The 19,290-nt window shown below is 51.4% G+C and carries 13 protein-coding genes and 3 pseudogenes; 13 read left to right on the forward strand and 3 right to left on the reverse strand.

Annotation, left to right across the window (positions count from 1 at the left end; translation table 11 throughout):
* Window positions 1-17: 17 nt before the first annotated feature.
* Window positions 18-1,295 carry an MFS transporter gene (locus tag AC0VZ8_RS07020; RefSeq protein WP_475486482.1) on the reverse strand — a complete coding sequence of 426 codons (1,278 nt, stop codon included), beginning with the start codon at window positions 1,293-1,295 and terminating at the stop codon, window positions 18-20.
* The gene (locus AC0VZ8_RS07025) at window positions 1,292-1,945 is read right to left on the reverse strand and encodes a TetR/AcrR family transcriptional regulator (RefSeq protein ID WP_475486483.1); all 654 of its coding nucleotides are present in this window, start codon (window positions 1,943-1,945) and stop codon (window positions 1,292-1,294) included. Before AC0VZ8_RS07025 ends, AC0VZ8_RS07020 begins: the two co-directional genes overlap by 4 nt.
* A gap of 482 nt (window positions 1,946-2,427) precedes the next feature.
* On the opposite strand from AC0VZ8_RS07025, the gene AC0VZ8_RS07030 reads away from it, so the two are divergent.
* The 6 genes and pseudogenes from AC0VZ8_RS07030 to AC0VZ8_RS07055 all read left to right on the forward strand — a co-directional run bounded on the left by AC0VZ8_RS07030 (window position 2,428) and on the right by AC0VZ8_RS07055 (window position 9,957).
* Window positions 2,428-2,616 carry a hypothetical protein gene (locus AC0VZ8_RS07030; protein ID WP_475487656.1) on the forward strand — a complete coding sequence of 63 codons (189 nt, stop codon included), beginning with the start codon at window positions 2,428-2,430 and terminating at the stop codon, window positions 2,614-2,616.
* Window positions 2,616-3,017, forward strand: a pseudogene (locus AC0VZ8_RS07035) (ACP S-malonyltransferase); the annotation flags it as partial. The gene AC0VZ8_RS07030 and the pseudogene AC0VZ8_RS07035, both read left to right, overlap by 1 nt.
* Before the next feature lie 411 nt (window positions 3,018-3,428).
* Window positions 3,429-3,832 (forward strand): annotated as a pseudogene (locus AC0VZ8_RS07040) (ATP-binding cassette domain-containing protein); the annotation flags it as partial.
* A pseudogene (locus AC0VZ8_RS07045) lies at window positions 3,826-6,097 on the forward strand (FtsX-like permease family protein). The pseudogenes AC0VZ8_RS07040 and AC0VZ8_RS07045, both read left to right, overlap by 7 nt.
* A 277-nt stretch (window positions 6,098-6,374) precedes the next feature.
* Complete coding sequence (locus AC0VZ8_RS07050; RefSeq protein ID WP_475486484.1) at window positions 6,375-8,117, forward strand: ABC transporter ATP-binding protein; 1,743 nt, start codon at window positions 6,375-6,377, stop codon at window positions 8,115-8,117.
* A complete protein-coding gene (locus AC0VZ8_RS07055; protein ID WP_475486485.1) occupies window positions 8,098-9,957 on the forward strand; it encodes an ABC transporter ATP-binding protein in 1,860 nt (619 codons plus the stop codon). Before AC0VZ8_RS07050 ends, AC0VZ8_RS07055 begins: the two co-directional genes overlap by 20 nt.
* A gap of 91 nt (window positions 9,958-10,048) precedes the next feature.
* Here AC0VZ8_RS07055 and AC0VZ8_RS07060 read toward each other — a convergent pair whose 3' ends face one another.
* Entirely contained in the window at window positions 10,049-11,443 is a 1,395-nt protein-coding gene (locus AC0VZ8_RS07060; protein ID WP_475486486.1) for an MFS transporter, read from the reverse strand.
* A 119-nt stretch (window positions 11,444-11,562) separates the two neighbouring features.
* Between AC0VZ8_RS07060 and AC0VZ8_RS07065 the strand changes: the two genes are divergently transcribed.
* From AC0VZ8_RS07065 to AC0VZ8_RS07095, 7 genes are all read left to right on the forward strand, one after another.
* Complete coding sequence (locus tag AC0VZ8_RS07065) at window positions 11,563-12,474, forward strand: LysR family transcriptional regulator (RefSeq protein ID WP_220686243.1); 912 nt, start codon at window positions 11,563-11,565, stop codon at window positions 12,472-12,474.
* A gap of 98 nt (window positions 12,475-12,572) precedes the next feature.
* Entirely contained in the window at window positions 12,573-13,535 is a 963-nt protein-coding gene (locus AC0VZ8_RS07070) for a cupin domain-containing protein (protein ID WP_475486487.1), read from the forward strand.
* 277 nt (window positions 13,536-13,812) lie between these two features.
* Window positions 13,813-14,589 carry an ABC transporter permease gene (locus tag AC0VZ8_RS07075; RefSeq protein ID WP_475486488.1) on the forward strand — a complete coding sequence of 259 codons (777 nt, stop codon included), beginning with the start codon at window positions 13,813-13,815 and terminating at the stop codon, window positions 14,587-14,589.
* The gene (locus AC0VZ8_RS07080; RefSeq protein ID WP_475486489.1) at window positions 14,586-15,386 is read left to right on the forward strand and encodes an ABC transporter permease; all 801 of its coding nucleotides are present in this window, start codon (window positions 14,586-14,588) and stop codon (window positions 15,384-15,386) included. Before AC0VZ8_RS07075 ends, AC0VZ8_RS07080 begins: the two co-directional genes overlap by 4 nt.
* Window positions 15,387-15,401: 15 nt before the next feature.
* Complete coding sequence (locus AC0VZ8_RS07085; RefSeq protein WP_475486490.1) at window positions 15,402-16,388, forward strand: ABC transporter ATP-binding protein; 987 nt, start codon at window positions 15,402-15,404, stop codon at window positions 16,386-16,388.
* A 102-nt stretch (window positions 16,389-16,490) separates the two neighbouring features.
* Complete coding sequence (locus AC0VZ8_RS07090; RefSeq protein ID WP_475486491.1) at window positions 16,491-16,991, forward strand: DUF3995 domain-containing protein; 501 nt, start codon at window positions 16,491-16,493, stop codon at window positions 16,989-16,991.
* A 204-nt stretch (window positions 16,992-17,195) separates the two neighbouring features.
* Window positions 17,196-19,166, forward strand: a complete 1,971-nt coding sequence (locus tag AC0VZ8_RS07095) for a tetratricopeptide repeat protein (protein ID WP_475486492.1) — start codon at window positions 17,196-17,198, stop codon at window positions 19,164-19,166.
* Window positions 19,167-19,290: the final 124 nt, after the last annotated feature.

Here is a 19,290-nt window from a genome sequence, read left to right on the forward strand (position 1 = left end):
TATTGCACATTCATCGCTCAGACATTCTCCGCCTTGGCCATTTTGGCTTCGGCTGCCGCAGGAGCATTCTTACGGACCAAAGCCGGGAGCGTGCTCAGATAAAAGAAGCTGACACCCATCGAGCAAATGGCGAGTATATAATGCAGCCAGGTGACGGATATCCAGACTGGAAAAGCCAGGGCGACCCCGCCTAAAGCCAGAGAGTGACCCAGCATCATTACCGGTTCGATCAAGGAATTCACACGTCCCATATTTTGAGGGGGAACCAGTTCAGGCATCCAACTGCCAAGTGCAATGTTAATGGGAGCAATTGCGATTCCTGCCAGCAGAACAAGAATGAAATAGACTTCTATCCGCTCGGCTGTGCCCAGTCCCACAAGAAGCAGGCTTGCCATGAACAGGCCCGATATCAGGATTGGTGTTCTAGTGAAACGCCGGATTAGAAGGGGCCCTAAGATGCTGCCCAGAAGAAACCCGATTCCGAGAAAGACGGTAATCATTGAAGAATGAACGACGTACTGATCCGGGCTAAGCTTATATTTCATGGCGAAGATGGGGAGGACCGCGAAGACGCCGTTCACAGTGCCGAAGAACAGAAATCCGCTAATCAATACCAGAAGCAGCCGATTGTCTATAATGTAAGTAAGGCCTTGCCAAAAATCTTTGATAATAAGAGAAAAGCGCAGCTCGCGAATGCGGGTTTTTCCGTTTGGCGTGCGGGCTTGTTCAGGGAAATCCCCCCAGGCCAGCAGTAGTCCGGAAATTAAGAAGCTGACTCCGTCAACAATGATTGCGCCTTCGATGCCGATGAAATGAAAGGCTACTGCCCCTAGACTCATGCCGAAGAGCATGAACATCCCCATAATAATCTGGTTCAGACCGGAGGCCTGCACATACTGATCCTGTCCGATGCTTCCTTGTAACAGCCCCATTTCAGCAGGACCAAAGAACTTGGAGATCGAGCTGCGCAGAAAAAGCACCAAAAAACAGAGAAACAGCAGATCATAATGAACAAATATGAGCAATAGCAAGGTCAAACCTGCCCGAATCCAGTCACTGTAGGCTGCAATCCGTTTGCGGTCAAATCGGTCCGCAATCACGCCTACAATCCAGAATACCGCCAAGGTCGGTAGCGAGTACATAAGCTCCGCTGTCGTGGCCAAGGAAGGCTTTTCGCTGAATTTGTCAACCATATAATAGGCGAAGGCCATGGTGCCAACCACTGATCCAAGCTGGGATGTAAATGTTGCGAAAAACAACTTGCAGAACGTCGGATTGCGAAAAAGCACCTTCATTTCATCTCCTCCTTCGGATGGATATCTTTAACGGATAACGGGCGCAACAGACTTTTTAAATAGGTGACCAAAGCCTCAAATTGCATTCTGGCATTCGCATTCTCGTAACCGACAGTGATGGAATGGGTCATAATTCCTTCCTGATAAGAGGCTGCAATTCTGGAGATGTCTATGATGTCCATTTCAGGTGAGAACTCTCCACGCTCGACGCCCAGGTGAAGCAAGTCTGCAAATTGGTTGATCCCCTTTTCATAGCGCTTCGTAAGCAGCTCCCGGCGCTTCTCATCCCGCCATCCGATCAAAAAATACTCATAGAATGCCGCCATGAATCCGCCGTTTGGCGAGTGAAGAAGATCCTCCAACTGCCGGGAGTAGAGTGTCATAACCACTTCCCATAGGGAGGGGGACGAAACGACTAGCTCTTCAAGATACCGTTCATGCTGTGCGTCCTGATGATCCAGCAGAGCCTCGAAGATCTCATCCTTGCTTTGAAAATACAAGTAAATCCATCCCCGGCTCATTCCGGTCTCCTCGACAATATCCTTGAGCGTCACGGCTCCGTAGCCCTTTTCGACAAACACCCGCTTGGCGGCTTCAAGAATTTGCAAGCTTCTTTGCTCTTTTCGGTCGTCCGTTAGTTTGGGAGACATTGGGTGATCCCCTTTCCAATTTCAGTAAAATGAACCTTGTGTCAGTTTGATTATAATGACATGCGGTTCATTTTTGCAAGGAAAATATTACGAAATAACCAATTTATATTAGTGATTGATAAAATTGAGAGTATATTCTTATAATGACTTTAAATTCTATAAACTACCGTTTTATTCCACAAAATGATATTTTACTACAGTTTTATCACCTCCAACTCTCAGTTTTAATCTTCAACTCTAGTTCAGGATTTAACTCCATTTGAAGGGATAGTGATTATGAAGACGGCGTTGTTATTTCCAGGTCAAGGTTCACAGTACATCGGCATGGGAAAAGAAATGTTCGCCCGATTTGAAATTTCCCGCAGAACTTTTGAAGAAGCTTCAGAAGTGCTCGGGTACAACGTATCACAGCTTTGCTTTGAAGGGAGCATGCGGAGGTAACGCGAACAGAATATGCGCAGCCATGTATCCTGACGGTCAGCATCGCAACTTTTCGGGTACTGATGGAGCATCTGGAAGTAGACCCTTACTATTGCGCCGGCCACAGTCTTGGTGAGATCTCTGCATTAACCGCATCCGGAGCGATTCCCTTCGCTGATGCTGTTCGTCTTGTGCAAATATTAGAGGCCGATTTATGCAGATTTCACAGGAGACGGAGCCTGGAGGGATGATGGCCGTTCACGGGCTGCCCCATGAGATGATTGAGAGCGAATGCAGTCAACCCGGCGCGAAGGGACATGTTGTCATTTCCAATCTAAACTCCGGTGGGCAAATAGTAATCTCGGGGAGAAGAGAGGCGCTTGCGCAAATGGGAGAGAAGCTGGCCTTGATGGGAGGAACCGTGATTCCGCTTCAGGTAAGCGGTGCATTTCATAGCCCACTGATGAGAGAGGCTGCTGAGAGGTTTTCTGACGAGTTGCTTCATATGTCCTTTCAACCCTTGCGTTATTCAGTTCTATCCAACGTTACGGCCCGTCCTTATCCTAGTGCATCCAGTATTTCGGCATTGCTCTCTGAACAAATCGTGTCGGTGGTTGATTGGGAGGGTTGTATACGCTTTCTTCATGAGCGGGAAACAGAGTGCTTGATTGAAGTGGGGCCAGGTGCTGTTTTAGGCAACATGCTGAGACGGGAGAAGCCTGAACGGTTCGTAATTCATGCTGCCGACATGGCTGAGGATTGGATGAAGCTGCTTCAAAGCCGCGGACGCTTATCGAGAAGCACGAATTTCAATGTGTATTTAAAAGCCGCTTTATGCGCCAAAAACTGCAACAGGGAAGATGCAGTCTCAGTGTATATGAGCAAAGTAGCCGAACCATTCCGGATACTGGAAGGACTCACCAAACAGGGCAGGAACCTAAAGGACTCCGAAGGTGACCATGATGTGACCTATCAGGCTTTGACTAAAATTCTGGAAGCCAAGCTGACACCGGCCGCGCACCGCGAATGCATTTTAAATCGTGTAGCTGAAGAAGGAGGAGCGTTACATCCAAATCTGACGACAAAAGAAAATGTGGAATTGGCCTCGCAGATTTCACCCCGGGCTCTGGATGCCGAACAAGTGCTGCGGGATGTCGGCCTGGAGCAGCGTCTGAACAATTTTCCGGCACAGCTGTCTGGCGGCGAACAGCAGCGAGTGGCGATTGCCAAGCAGCCGAAGCTGCTTCTCTGCGATGAACCCACGGGTGCCCTCGATTACCATACCGGGAAGCAGGTGCTTAAGCTGCTCCAGGACACTTGCCGCCACACCGGAACACCGTTAACGTCATTACGCATAATTCTGCCCTGGCACCGATGGCCGATCGGGTCATCGAGATCAACAATGTCAAGGTTCGGAAGATGGTGGTGAATCCGAATCCCGTTTCTGTAGACAACATCGAGTGGTAGGAGACACATATTATGAAAAAAGAGCGTTGTGGACTGATATTTTCCGGGAAATATCGCGGACTAAAGCTCGATTTCTGTCCATTTTTGCCATTATTATGCTTGGCGTTGGTTTTTTCGCGGGGATCAAGGCCACCGGGCCGGATATGCTGGATACGGCGGATCACTACTATAAGGATTTAAAACTGATGGACCTTAAGGTTCAATCCACCTTGGGTCTCGAACCAAGCGATATTGAGAAGCTGAAGCAGGTTGCCGGGGTGGAAGTGGTTCAACTCGGCTACAGCGCGGACGTATTTCTCGGTAACAGCGGGAGGATCGCAAAGGTACTCTCCTATGACCCAGGAAATAATCTGAATCAATATGTGCTTACAGAGGGACGAATGCCGGGGGCAGCGGGAAATCGTCATCGATGCGGGAGAGAGAGGAAACGAATTTAAATTGGGGGATTCAATCACCTTTACCAATCCGGACCAGGAAGCGGACTTGCGGGAAACGTTTGATCACCTGACGTACACGGTCTTATGAAGAGCAAGGAGCCCGCTCTTCATAAGCAGCATGGGCCGGGGAACGAGCGGCATTGGCAAAGGGAAGGCGGATGTGCTTGCCGTTATTCCGGAGAAAGATTTTAAATTGCCTGTTTATACGGAAGTCTACCTGACCTTTCAAGACACGGCGGAACCTGCTCCTTACACAGCCGAGTATGATGAGAAGATCAACCGGCACAAAGAAGCGGTTGAACTGGCACTGGAGACCATGCCGCAGGAGCGGTTGGCGGAAATCCGTGCAGAAGGGCAGAAGAAGCTGGACGAGGCGATGGACAAGATCGAGGATGCCAAGAGGCAGCTGGCCGATGCGGAGCAGGAGTTAACGGATGCGAAGCTCAAGCTGAATGAAGGCGAGCAAGCCTACCGTGCCGGGTGAACAAGCTTCAGACCGAGCTGGACTAAGGGCGAGCCAAACTGGATACGGCGGAACAAGAACTTGCGCAAGGCAGGGCGGAGCTTGCACCGAAGCTGACATTGGGACAGCAACAGCAATTGGCCAAGGCGCTGCAGCAAATCTCCGGCTTGGACCCGGAGGTCATCTCGGACGAGCAGAGGCAAGAGCTGCTCTCGGCAGCTCAGTCAGCCGATCCGAAACTAGGGGCTGCCACCGCCGATTTCATCGACGGTGCTTTGGACGGCGAAGCTTTACGACAGGCGGCTTCCGCGTTCCAGCGTGGCCTGAACGAGGCTTCGCTGCGGCTGGATTGGCTCAGACGGAAAGATTATGCAGCATCAGGCGACTGTTGTATTTCAAGACGATAACGGCGATAGCGGCATGCTGGAGGATTATAGCAAGCGCATTGCGGAAACGCCGGAGATTACGGGGGTTTTAAATGTGCCGCAAGAGGCGATGACTGCGGCCGCCCCCGGGGTGAACACTCAGGATGTGAGCTTGTTCGTGCCGCAATCTCCAGAGGAGATCGATTCGTTTATCGTCCTGAAATCCCGTGGGCAGGAGCAGATGCTGTCACTGACAGATGGCGGTGCGATCATTACCGAGAAGCTCGCCAAACTGTTTGATCTCAAGATCGGCAGTACTTTCACCGTACAGAACAGCGACAACGATCCCTTTGAAATACGTGTAGCCGGGATAATGGAGAACTATGCTATGCACTACGTCTATATGACGCCGCTGTATTACGAAGAGATTTTTGATGCAGGACCGGAAGTGAACAGTCAATTGCTGACGTATGACAACCACGATCACAATCCGGAATGGGAAGACCAGCTTGGAGAATCGTTAACCGCAAGCCAGCGGGTGGCAATGGTCAGCTTCACGAGCGGGGTAAGCGACGCTTTCAGTGATACGATGGACAGCATGAACGTCGTGGTGGTTGTCCTGATTGTATCTGCTGCGGCCCTTGCGTTTGTCGTGCTGTACAATCTGACGAACATAAACGTATCCGAGCGGATACGGGAGCTGTCAACGATCAAGGTGCTTGGCTTTTATGATAAGGAAGTAACCATGTACATCTATCGTGAAAATATGATTCTGACCGTGCTGGGGATTATAGCGGGCAGTCTGGGTGGCGTCTTCCTGCACCGGTTCGTGCTCCTAACCGCAGAAGTGGATGCGATGATGTTCAGTCCCACGATCCATGGAATCAGTTACGGCTATGCGGCACTGCTGACGTTGTTGTTTTCGGCGATTGTGATGGCCTCCATGCATTACAAACTAAAGCGGATTGATATGATTGAAGCGCTGAAATCGGTGGAATAGCTATATGTTTCAACAAGAGAGCTCTATTCGAGAGGAGACGATCCTGAAGAATAGGCTCTTTTTTTCATCTCCTTTGCAAAGCTTCCTATACAAGCCAGAAGTTGCGTTTTGGAATGTGAATTACTGTGATTTTTTAATCAGTCGGTAAGTTCTAGGAGAAAATATATTATAATAGACATATCGAGCTCTTGTACGAACTAATATTGCTACTACATGAAGACCCGTGGGTAATTGATGTATGAACATGATAAAGGTCTTCAGCCTCGGAGGAATGCTTATGGGAATGGTTTTCTCGATCTTGAAAAAGTACCGCGTCGCAGCGATTGCGGCACTGGTCATGATGCTGATTGAGCTCACCGTTGAGCTGATTCAGCCGCTGCTCATCTCTAAAATCATTGACGACGGCATACAGAAACAGGATTTGTCCGTTGTATGGATGTGGGGAGCCGTTTTAACTGGAAGCGCTATTATTGCCTTTATAGCGGGGATATCCAGCTCTTTTTTTGCGGCGCATACGAGTCAGGGACTCGGCTATGATCTGCGTGATCAGCTGTATGAAAAGGTGCAGTCCTTCTCTTATTCGATATTTAACCGGTTTGCTACCTCATCTTTGATTACCAGACTTACAGGTGACGTCACCCAGATTCAGGATACGGTGTTCATGGGCTTGCGGTTTATGACGCGCGTTCCGCTCGTTGTGCTGGGAAGCATCATCATGGCATTGGTGGTGAATGTGAAGCTGGGCTTGCTGCTTGTCCTTACCGTGCCATTATTGTTTATTTTTATCGCTTGGATTATGAAGCGGGCAGCGGATGCGTTCCGCCATGTACAGCAGCGACTGGATGCGGTAAACGGCGTCATTCAGGAGAATCTGACCGGCATTCGGTTGATACGCGTATTCGTGCGCATGGGTCACGAAATTGAACGCTTTGCCCGTACCTCTGGCAAGCTGATGAGCACCACGGTCTCGACCTTGCGATTAACGGAGACAACGATGCCGTTTATTCTTCTCATTATGAATGCAGGGATTATGGCGGTCCTGTGGTTCGGCCGCAAAGACATCGCGTCCGGCAGTGCCAGCGTCGGCGAAGTGGTTGCCGTAGTCAATTATTCCCTGCGTTGTATCGGCGCCATGTCCGCCCTGTCCTGGGTTGTCGTTGCCTTCTCCCGGGGACGCGCTTCCGCACAGCGGACGCAAGAGGTGTTAAAGACGGAAGAGGATGCAGCAAGCGAGGGCAAGGATAAGAATAAAAAGGTTCAAATTCAAGGAGGCGTGAAGTTCGAGCAAGTGAGCTTTAGCTATCCGGGCAGCGACATCGCCGTGCTGACGGATATTTCGTTTGAAGCGAGGCCCGGAGAGCGGATCGCGATTATGGGAGCAACAGGTTCCGGCAAATCTTCATTAGTACAGCTGATTCCGCGGCTTTACGAGGAAGAGAAGGGAACAGTACGCATAGACGGAATGGACGCGAGATCGATCGATGAGGTAAATCTGCGCAGCAGCATCGGGTATGTGCCGCAGGAAGTGCTGCTCTTCTCCGGTACGGTCCGGGAGAACATTGCCTGGGGACGCGAGGATGCTTCCATGGAGGAAATTAAAGAAGCGGCGCGCAGAGCGCAAATCCACGATACCATTGACCGTCTGCCTAACGGTTATGACACGATGCTGGGCCAGCGCGGGGTCAACTTGTCCGGCGGACAGAAGCAGCGCTTGTCCATTGCGCGGGCGCTTGTGCGAAAGCCCGCCATCCTTATTCTGGACGACAGCACCAGCGCCCTTGACGTCCGAACGGAAGGTGCTCTGCTGGATGCCCTGAAGGATTTGTCCTGTACGACGTTTTTGATTACGCAGAAGATCAGCTCGACCACTTCGGCTGATTTGATTCTGCTGCTGGACGATGGGCGTTTGATTGGAAAAGGGAACCACGAAGATTTGCTGGAAAGTTCCTCTCTATATCGACGCATCTATGAATCCCAATACGGAGAGGAGGCGCAGCAGCATGCTCAAGGCATTCACTGAACCGTTTCGTCATCCAAGACCGAAGATTGATCTTGGCAAGAATAAGGATGGCGGCCAGGGGAGCAAGCCAAAGGCCAAGGCCAAAAACTGGTCGGGCACCCTCTCCAGAATATGGACTTATCTCGCCCGCCGCAAAGGCAAGCTCGCACTCGTGCTGCTGATGGTGTTGATCAGCTCGGGCCTTGCATTGCTAGGTCCCTATCTGCTTGGCGTCGGCGTGGATAGATTTCTGGATGATGTGCGTAATCCGGACAGCTCCATCGACGCGGCCTGGTTGTATTTTCTCGTTGGCTTGGCCGCCGTCTATGTTCTTCAGGCTTTAACCGCTTGGCTGCACAACGTCTGGATGATCGGCATCGCCCAAGAGACGGTGTACCGGATGCGGATGGATCTGTTCACGCATCTGCACCGGCTTCCGATCCCGTTCTACGGCAAGCGCCAGCAGGGCGAGATCATGAGCCGCCTGACGAATGATATCGAGAATGTGAGCTCAACGCTCAACAGCTCAGCTATTCAAATTTTCTCGAGCGTGTTGACCTTAATCGGCACATTAACCGTCATGTTATGGCTTAGTCCGCTCCTTACGCTGCTGACATTCCTGGTCGTGCCTCTGATGATGATGGGGATGCGCTGGATTACCCGGCGGACCGGTCCCTTATTTAAGGAGCGTCAACGCAACCTGGGGGATCTGAACGGTTATATTGAAGAAACGCTGTCGGGGCAGCGGATTATTAAGGCTTTTTCCCAGGAAGAACGGGTGGTCCGCGAATTCGATGAGCGCAATCAACGGATTCGTCTGTCGGGCTTCTGGGCGCAGAGCATATCAGGATTCATTCCGAAGCTGATGAACGGGCTCAACAACTTGAGCTTTGCGATCGTAGCGGGCATCGGCGGCATCATGGCGATCCAGGGACATATTACGATCGGCGTCATCATTATATTTGAGAGTTATGCAAGGCAGTTTACGAGACCGCTGAACGATCTCGCGAACCAATGGAATACGCTGCTGTCTGCCATTGCCGGGGCGGAACGCGTATTCGAGGTGCTGGATGAAGAGGTTGAAGCGAAGGACGAAGGAGCTGCTGTCACGCTGAAGAGCGTGGAGGGCGCGGTGAAGTTCGACAACGTCTCGTTTTCTTATGAGAAAGACGGAGACACTCTGGAAGGAATCAGCTTTGAAGCGAAACCCGGCGAGATGATTGCGTTGGTCGGTCCGACCGGTGCGGGGAAAACGACCTTAATTCAGCTGCTCTCCCGGTTTTACGATCCGGACAGTGGAAGGATTACCCTCGACGGGCGGGATATTTCTTCGATCCGCAGGGAGAGTCTGCGCTCGCAGATGGCTTTTGTGCTGCAGGATTCCTTCCTCTTCCAGGGCACGATCCGTGAGAATATTCGCTTCGGAAGACTGGATGCCACTGATGAGGAAGTGGAAGAAGCCGCTAAATTGGCCAACGCCCACTCGTTTATCGTGCGGATGAAGGATGGTTATGACAAGAAACTCAAGCCTGACGGCAGCGGCATCAGTCAAGGACAGAAGCAGCTGCTTGCAATCGCGAGGGCGATTCTGGCTAACCCTTCCATGCTGGTGCTGGATGAAGCGACAAGCAGCATTGATACCGTAACGGAAATCAAAATCCAGGAAGGATTGCAGCGATTGATGAAAGGGCGGACGAGCTTTGTCATTGCCCACCGTCTAAACACGATCCGCTCGGCGGACCGCATCCTGGTGCTCAAGGATGGACGCTTATTAGAGCAGGGCTCCCATGATGAACTGCTGAAGCTGGGAGGGTTCTACAGCGACCTGTATTACGGCCAGCTGAAACGGGCGGCTATGTAAAATAGAATTAAAACCACCGGAGAGGCTTAAAGAAGCCGATTACTCCGGTGGTTTTTCCTTTTAAGCTTGTTGAATATCTCTTGTTCTTGTCTCATTTAGAGCTCGTAGTTTGAAGCTGCAGCTTACGCTGCCCCGCGGCTTTGCCAAATTGCAGCATGAACAGCAGAAGAACTCCAGCTTGCAAGGCAACCAGGACGATATAGATGTTGCTGTAGGTGGAGGCACCCTGGAACAGGTTCAGCGGATTCCAGGAGCTGCCGGCGCCAAGATCGACGGCTTTGCCGTACACCCCCGTGGCAATCGCGCCGGACAGGAAGTTAAGCAGCGAGAACAATCCCATCCCGACACCGGTTTGCTCTTTGGGCAGCGACAATGAGATGGTCTTGGAGAGCGAGATTTGCATAAATATTTGACCTACATTGCCGAAGACCAGAATGAGCGCAATGAGGTATGGCGATACGCCCGCGAAGGTGGACAACAGGGCGAAACAGAGCAGAAGCAGGGTGGATGCTGTATAGAACAGATAACGCGTTCCCTTGGTATCCGCGAGCTTGCCGCCTCTTCCGCCGAGTATGGCCGCAACGACGGCTCCCGGCACCATAACAAATCCGATCCATCCCGGAGCCAAACCGTTAATATCCGCCAGCAGCTGCGGAGTAAGAAAAGGCAGGGCGTAACCGACGCTCATGATGAATATGCCGAGGACCAGACCGACCGAATAGCTTTTGTTGCTGAATAAACGGGGCTGGACAAAAGGCTCTTTAGCCGATCGAATGCGCAGGAGGAACAACAGGAACAGCATGAAGCTGCCTACGCCGAATATCCATCTACTCTGCGTCACCGCAAGAAGCAGCAGCGCAACCGTTCCGGCGAGAAGGCCGCCGCCGAGCCAATCGATTCGTCCACCCTGACCTTGTTCATTACCCAAATATTTGCGGTACAGCGGCAAGGTAACAAGGATCAACAGCGGGATGCAGAAGAGCCATCTCCAGTGGAACACGCTGACGATCAAAGCCGAGACTACCGGCCCAATCGCGCTTCCGATGGCGAGTCCAGTGGCGGTTATGCCGAGCGCTCGGCCCCGGCTTTCCGCAGGGAAATAGCGAACGGGAATGATCATGGCGGTTGCCGGAATGACGGCTGCCCCCGCAGCCTGGAGGATCCGGCCCAGCAGCACCATCCAGTAAGCTTGTGCCGACAATCCTGCAATGGAACCGACCAGGAAGAGAAGCAAACCGAAAGTGAGCAGATTTTTGAGTTTATAGGTGTCGGCCAATTTTCCATATAGGACAGAGCCTATGGCATAAATCAGCATGTAAATCGACGATACCCAGCTGACCTGGGCAAAGGAAAGCTGGAATTGCTTGCTGATTTCCGGAAGCACGATATTAAACATCGTTGCGCTCATCGATGAGAGAATCATCGTAAACGCCAGAATGCGTATTAATTTTTCTGCCGATGGTGGTTGTTGCTGTTGTTCGTTCATGTGATTTCCCCCTTTCCTTTGGTTACGATTTATTCTACAATCGATAGTTAATAAATAAAAATATATATTATGACATGCATTCATATACTCAAGGGTATTAATAAAGGAGGAACAACATCGTGGAACTGCTTCAGCTGCATTATTTTCAGACGGTGGCCAGAATGGAGCATATGACCAAGGCTGCGAAGGAACTCCGAATTGCCCAGCCTGCGCTCAGCAAGACGATTGCCAGGTTAGAGGAAGATTTGGGGGTACAGCTGTTTGATCGGCAGAATCGGCAAATCAAGCTCAATTCATTCGGGAAGGCTTTTCTGAAAAGCGTGGATACGGCATTATCAGCGCTTGAGGAAGGGAAGAGAGAGGTGTCGGATTTGGCAGGTATGGAGCGGGGCAGCATCCGCATTGCAACGACGGCACTGCCCCGGCTGTCCAAAGCATTGGGAGCTTTCCGTGCGCGATATCCTGATGTGAATTTCCGCATTATCCAGATTCCGCCTGACTCGATGATGGAGATGGTACAGATGCTGGAGAATGGGGAAGTTGATTTATGCTTTGCGGCAGCGGCATTGGATGATGACAAGTTTCGGGAAATCCCGGTCCTCCATGCCGAGGTGTTCTTGGCGGTACCCCACGGTCATCGATTGGCGGGCAGGAAGAGCATTTCCCTTCAGGACGTTGCGGGGGAAGCCTTCATCGAATACAAGGAAGGCCACCCGTTCCGTAAAATGAATGAGGAGTTCTGCCGATTGGCCGGGATCAGCCGGGATGTCGTCTGTGAAGTGGATGAACCTGCCGCTTTGGGAAGTCTGGTGGCCGCCGGGCTTGGAGCCGCATTTGTACCCGGGTGCAAAGGGGATGAAGAGCCGCCGTACGCGATGGTGCGTATCGAGAAACCTTCCTGCTACCGTACCTTCACTCTAGCGTGGCTGGAGCAGCGATATTTGTCCAAGGCCGCAAGAGAATTCCAGTCATTCCTGGTAGACTATTTCGGCGAGTTTCAGGAGCCGATGATGCATAGGGACGTGATCTGACAGATCACGTCTTTTTTCCTGTCCCGGCGATCCCCTTCTACATAGGCCGGGCCATCTACGCATACAGATAGATCAAGAACTTTCAAGGGAGGAATACGATGCTGGATCCAGTACTGACATCTCCGAATTTGAAGCTGTTTGCGGACTCAAACGACACCTTGAACTATAAACGCGATGCGGGAAATTACATAACCCAGGTGTTTGAAAACCAGATGCCGGCCATTGCCACAGGATTCTTCAATGTTCATATGACCAAAGGGATCATCATTCAGCCCCATTGGCATACAAATGTGAACGAGCTGGTGTTTGTCATCAGCGGCGAAGTGCTGACTTCCGTATTTAATCCCTTCACCCAGAAGCTGATGACCTACAAGCTAAAACCGGGACAGGTATCGATGTTACCAAAAGGCTGGTTCCATTGGATTCTGACACTGAGCGACAAAGCCCATATTCTGACTATATTTGATAAGCCGACGCCGGATATCGTATATGGGTCGGACTTCCTCAGGCATATTCCGAAGGAGATCTTGCATATCGCCTACTGCGTGAATGAGGAGGATTACGCCAAAGCGGTTGCTCCGCTGAAGGAAACGGTCATATTGGGGCCACCGCCGGGCTGCGGCAAGCGGGACGAACATGCCCCCTACGTTGAATCGATTCAGCGGCGGCCGTTTGGCCAGCCATTTCCGTTTAACGCACAGCAACCTTCGCCGCCTAGCTATTATGGATATGCACCACCGCCATCATATCCATCGTATCCATCGTATCCATACAATTATCAACAAGCGAGGATGCAGCAGTACGGTGTTTCCCCATCGTATTCCCCTTATTCACAGCCGCCATCGTATCCGTCGCAAGCTTCCTTCTCGCCACCCTATGCGCAACCGGCACCCTATGCGCAACCGGTAACCTATTCGCAGCAGGCACATCAGCAATCGTCATTCTTCCAGCCGCAGCCGTTCCAGCAGCTTCAGTATCTGTACAGAACGAGTCCGGATCCAGAGCCAGTCTCTAGCCGTGGTCCTGAACCCGATACGGAAATTGGGCGAGAGGGTCAGTGACACCATAAGCTTGCCGTCTGTTGCAAGCGGTATAAGATGATGAGCCTGATCATTTATATGACGATTCCGAAGTCTTCAAACTCCCTGGGTGGTTTTCTTTTGAAACCACCCCCGGAGAAGAAGGCTTCTTTTTGTATCCCGGATCGTCCGCATATTTTCCTTCCGAAAAAAGCCTTGCCTGATCTGGAACGTTCTGGTATGCTATTGTCCTTCTCTCATTTTCGCCTTGTCTGAAGTGGATGGGTCCGCCATCTAAAATGCTTATCGGAGGTGCTTCATGCTTTATTTCACATTGGCTTCCAAAGCCTATGCCCGCAATTTGCAGTACCGCGGCGCACACATGGTGCACAATATCGCCAGCGCGATGTTTGGCTTCATGTATGCCTGTATCTGGATCGGTCTCGGTGCAGACTACGCACTCGGAGATTACGGAACGCAGGGAATGGTCGGTTATATCGCCTTTACACAAGCTGCGCTCTGGGTTTCCAGTTTCGTCACGAATGGCCTCGGCATTCCCCAAGCCGTGCGAACCGGCCATATTTCTCTGGATTTGATGCGTCCCGTTCATTTGTTCAGTCATTTGATGGCCAAGGAATGGGGGCAAATCGCCTACCAATTCGTTTACAAATCAATCCCGATCTACCTGGTGTATTATTTTGCTTTCTCGCTGCATTTACCCGGAAAAGCATCTACCTTCCTCTATGTAGCCATTGCGCTTGCAGGAGCCGCCTATTTATCGATCTGCATCAACTATCTCATCGGCGCATCCGCATTATGGACAACGGAATCGTCCTGGTTGTATTGGGGCAACCATGCGATGATCAATCTTCTTGCAGGCTTCTTTATTCCGATTGAATGGCTGCCGGGCTGGCTTCAGACGATGGCCTGGTGGTCGCCGTATCCGTATCTGCTCTATGTGCCGACCCGGATCTATCTGGGTTTTGATGACGTTTCCTATCTATGGGGGACGCTCTTGTGGTGCGTGCTGCTCACGATGGCCAGCCTGCTGGCAACAGGCTTCCTAAGACGGAAAGTGGAGGTGCAAGGAGGATGACCACGAGATCCTGGCTATCTCTGTACACGCTGCTGATCCGCACCAGCATCAAAAGCCGCATGCAATACAAATTCAATTTTATCCTGGCTTCGTTTCTGGCGGCGCTGATCCAAATTTCTGAATTTCTTATGGTTGCTATCGTCCTCTACAAATTTGGGGCCATTCAGGGGTGGTCCATGCATGAAATCGGGTATTTGTTTGCCGTTATGACCTTATCGAAGACGCTCTACCGGACGTTTGCGGATGAAGTGCATCATCTTGAACACTATCTGGTCAACGGGGAGCTTGACCAGCTGCTGACCCGTCCCATGCCGGTGCTGCTGGCGCTCATGCCGCAGAAATTCCGGATTATGCTGGGCGAAGTGCTGCAAGGCGGTTTTCTGCTCTGGTGGTCGCTGCATGGCATGATGGCGGCAGGGCAAGTCGGATGGAGCGCGGTGCCGCAATCGCTTTATATTATCGTCACGGGAGCCGTCATCCTGTTCTCGATCGGACTTGCGACCGCCACGTTCGGTTTTTGGACGACCCGGATCACCGAGCTTCAAAATATTACGGAGGACGCGGCCCGGACGGCAGCCCAGTATCCGCTCACGCTGTATCCCAAATGGATGTCGTCGATCCTGCTGATCGTGGTCCCGGTCGGTTTAGTCAATTACATCCCGTCATTATACATACTGCGGGGCGAGCTCGGAGTTTGGGTGCTGCCCGCATTGGCTGGAGCGGCTCTGGTATGTCTCTTCTTAAGTCTGAAATTCTGGCAGTTTGGTTTGACCAAATATCAAAGTACAGGGAGCTAAAGGAGGAACGTGTCAATGATTGAAGTCCACGACATACGCAAGGAATTCAAAACGCCGGTTGTGAAGGAGGGGCGCTTCTCCGGGCTGCGAACCCTGTTTACGAGAGAATACCGGACGAAGGAAGCCGTGAAGGGAATCAGCTTTCAAGTGGAGCAGGGGGAATTCGTCGGTTACATCGGACCGAACGGGGCCGGCAAATCCACCACCATCAAAATGCTAACCGGCATTCTCCACCCGACCTCGGGTCACGTATCGATCGGAGGCATGAATCCGCACAAGGAGCGGCGCAGCGTCGTGAACAACCTGGGCGTTGTGTTCGGTCAGCGGAGCCAGCTGTGGTGGGACCTGCCGGTGAAGGATTCCTACGATATTTTGGCTAAAATGTACAGCGTGGATCAGGCGGACCAGGAGCGCAGACTCGGACAGTTTGCCGAATTGCTGGATTTACAGGCGTTCTGGGAAACGCCTGTACGCAAGCTGTCGCTCGGCCAGCGCATGCGCGCCGACCTCGCCGCCGCGATGCTGCATGATCCGGACGTGCTGTTCCTGGATGAGCCGACGATCGGTCTGGACGTAAACGCCAAACGGAACATCCGCCATTTTCTCAAGCTGATCAACGAGCAATTCGGCAAGACCATACTGCTCACGACGCATGACATGGATGATATCGAACAGCTGTGCAATCGCGTGATGGTCATTAACAACGGCGAGCTGTCTTATGATGGAACGGTAAAGTCATTACGAGACACCATCGGGCTGCCTACCGTGATTACCGTCACTTTCCGCGGTCCTTTTGTAATTCCCGAGGAATTTTTAGGCGAAGAGGCTTTTACCGTCCCGATTCGGGTGACAAGCACGTTGGATAACACCGTCACCATTGAGGTGAATCGCCGCGAGATGAATACGCTTGATATTTTTAAAGAGCTGGGCCGCTGGGGCGAGCTGGATGATATCGATATGGAAGATCCTGATTTCGAAGATGTGATTCATAAGGTGTACTGAACAGAGTCAAGAGCGGGTTCCACCGCATATTTAAACTAAACTTAAACTACAAGTCATCTGAATGCTCTTTTCGTTAAGTATGATGAGCTTGAGGTGATTGATATGAATCATTCAAGAATGAAGAAAGCCGGGTATACGGCTTGTTTTGCCGCTGTTATGTATGGCCTCCCCCATTATTGGTGGGGACTTGGCATCGGGTTTGCATTCCCTGGGGATTTCGAGGAAGCGCCTGATGAATTTTGGACGCATGTGATCGGTTACTGGGGAATGGGTACCCTGGCCTTATTGGCAGCCGTTTTCGCGCTTGCTTTTGCCAGACCGTGGGGGCTGCGCTTACCGAAATGGTTGCTAATTATACCAGCTGCCATCGGTTCTGTTTTGTTGTCATTATGGGGATTTACTTACTTCGTCATGCAGTATTTGTTAGCGGTCGGCCGCGTTCAGTCGGCCCCCATGTATGCCGATCAAGATGCAAGCCCCATGGCGGTGTGGGGATACTTCTGGTACGCGCTCTTCCTGATCTGGGGAATTTCTCTGGGTACAGCAGCATACTATGGGGGAAAAGTTCGTAAGCAGAATAAATCAAATCGTTTCACTAAATAACGCGTGTATTTCTTTCGTTGGACATTTTTGGTAACCTTGTACAATATAATAGGATACACACCTAAAGAGGAGCCTGCACGGTTCCTTTTTAATTTGGGTGCAAATGGACATAGAGGAAGTATAATATAGAGATAGAGGAAGGAAACCTCTGCTCAGATCATACGAGCCCAAGAATAACATCTACATAATAAAGGATGAGCCACCATGAAGTTGATGAAGCGGATCTGGTTCCGTATCGGTAACCATTACAGGAAGAAGCGGGATTTTGAACAAGCCCTTAAATATATGAGAAAAGGCGAAAGTGCCATTACCAGTTTCAATGATAAGCTGCACTATGCGGAGCTGCTGCACAACAGCGGCCATTCGGAAGAGGCCGTAGCTTATTTGGGGCGTGTGATCGATACGAGCGGAAGCCATCGCGCTTATGAGCGGCGAGCTCATATTTTGCGTGAGCTGAACCGGGAGCGCGAGGCCATTGAGGATCTAAATGAAGCGATTCGGTTGAATGCCGACAATTATATGAATTGGTATACCCGGGGGATTGCCCACAAGGATTTGAATCAATATGAAGAGGCGATCCGCGATCTGAAGGAAAGCATTAAAAGAGAGGACAGGAGCACGGTTATTTCAACTTATTATGAGCTGGGCATGACCTTTTACGAGAGCGGCAATCCGGCGGAAGCGGCGCACTATTTTCGCCTGAGCATCCAGGAGCCGGAACGCGCCATCCCGATGTATTATTACATGCTGTCCGTATCCCTGGATCTGATGGATCATGTGCAGGAAGCCGTGGGTGTTCTGCAGGAGGGAATCCAGCTGGCCGATCGGTATGAAGCGGAAGCGGATGGCGGATATGCGCTGTTTGCAGGCAGCACCAACTACAGCTACGGTGCATTTCAGACGTTTCAGCGGCAAGTGCGGGAGGCGTATTCTTTTCGGAAATCTATGGCGGACCTGTACGTGCAGCTTGGGGACATCGGACAGGCCGAGCACTATCTATCGGAGGCCATAGAGCGGTATCCGGATTCATACGAGCTTTACTTAAAGAGAGCGGAGGTCTTCAACCGTTCCGGTAACAAAAATGCAGCTAAAGCGGATTTGGCATGGGCGATTGAAGCGGCGCCGGACGATTACCGCGCGTATTTCGACATGGCCCGGATTTATCGCGAGGATGGTCTGGAGGATCAGGCCTACGAGCTGATTTCGAAGTTGTATGCAAGACAGCCGGACTCCCCGCTGGCCTGCTATTGGATGGCCGACAGCTATTACCGGCTGGGTCGTCAGGAGGAGGCGCTGGCGATCAATGACAAGCTGCTTAAGCTTGAGAATGATGATGCACCGAACTATGTGCAGCGCGCCGATATTTACATGGAGATGAATGATCTGCCATCTGCGGAGCAGGCTCTGAAGGAAGCAGCCGCGCTTCAGGACGGGACTGAAATCCGCAATAAGCTGAGTTATGTGCTCTATCTTCAGGGACGCAATGAGGAAGCGCTGCTTGAACTGCAGGAAGCGGTTAAGCAGGAGGAGTCCTTCTCCGAGCATCCGACCTATTTGGCGGCCAGCGGGCATATCTATAAGGAAATGGGCATGTGGGATCTCGCCATCGATGCTTATTCCCTGGCGATCCAGGCGCATCCGTCGAATCCGAGATTTTACGAGTTTCGTGCCGTTTGCTTTGTGGAGACCGGACAGCTGGAACGGGGATTAGCGGACTGCGCTCAAGGACTCAGTTTGAACCCCGGGCAAGGCAGCCTCTACAGCCTGCGAAGCGGAATCTATTATTCGATGGCGGATTATGCGCGGGCGAAGGAAGATACGCTGCAAGTGCTGGAGCTTTCGCCGGGTCATCCGGGCGCTTATTTCAGACTGGGACAGATTTATTACAAGGATCAGGACGAGGATGCGGCATTGGCTGCTTTTGACGAGGTACTGAGGCTGGTTCCCGAGCATGCCGACAGCTATCTGTACAAAGCACATATTTATTACAGCCAGTTCGAGCATGAAGATGCCATACAGGCCATCGTGAACTGGAGCTTGCATCTTCAGAAGGAGATGCCCCCGGCGGATAAAATCCAAGCCATCGAAGGCTTGGAGGGCTTTGAAGAGAGTTTGCTGAATAAAGCGGTAGAACGGTTAACGGGCATGTATGGGCATCAGCTTTATTTGTCCTGAATGCCGCTCTTAACCAGCAGAATCATGTAATCCTGCATTCACCCTGTAAGTCCGATGCTCATGTAGGGATGCGTTGATCACGAAGAAGTTAGAGTCCGCCAAGAAGTGGTGTCACATTTTGTCT

The sequence above is a fragment of the Paenibacillus sp. QJM3NY_38 genome (genome assembly GCF_056173265.1).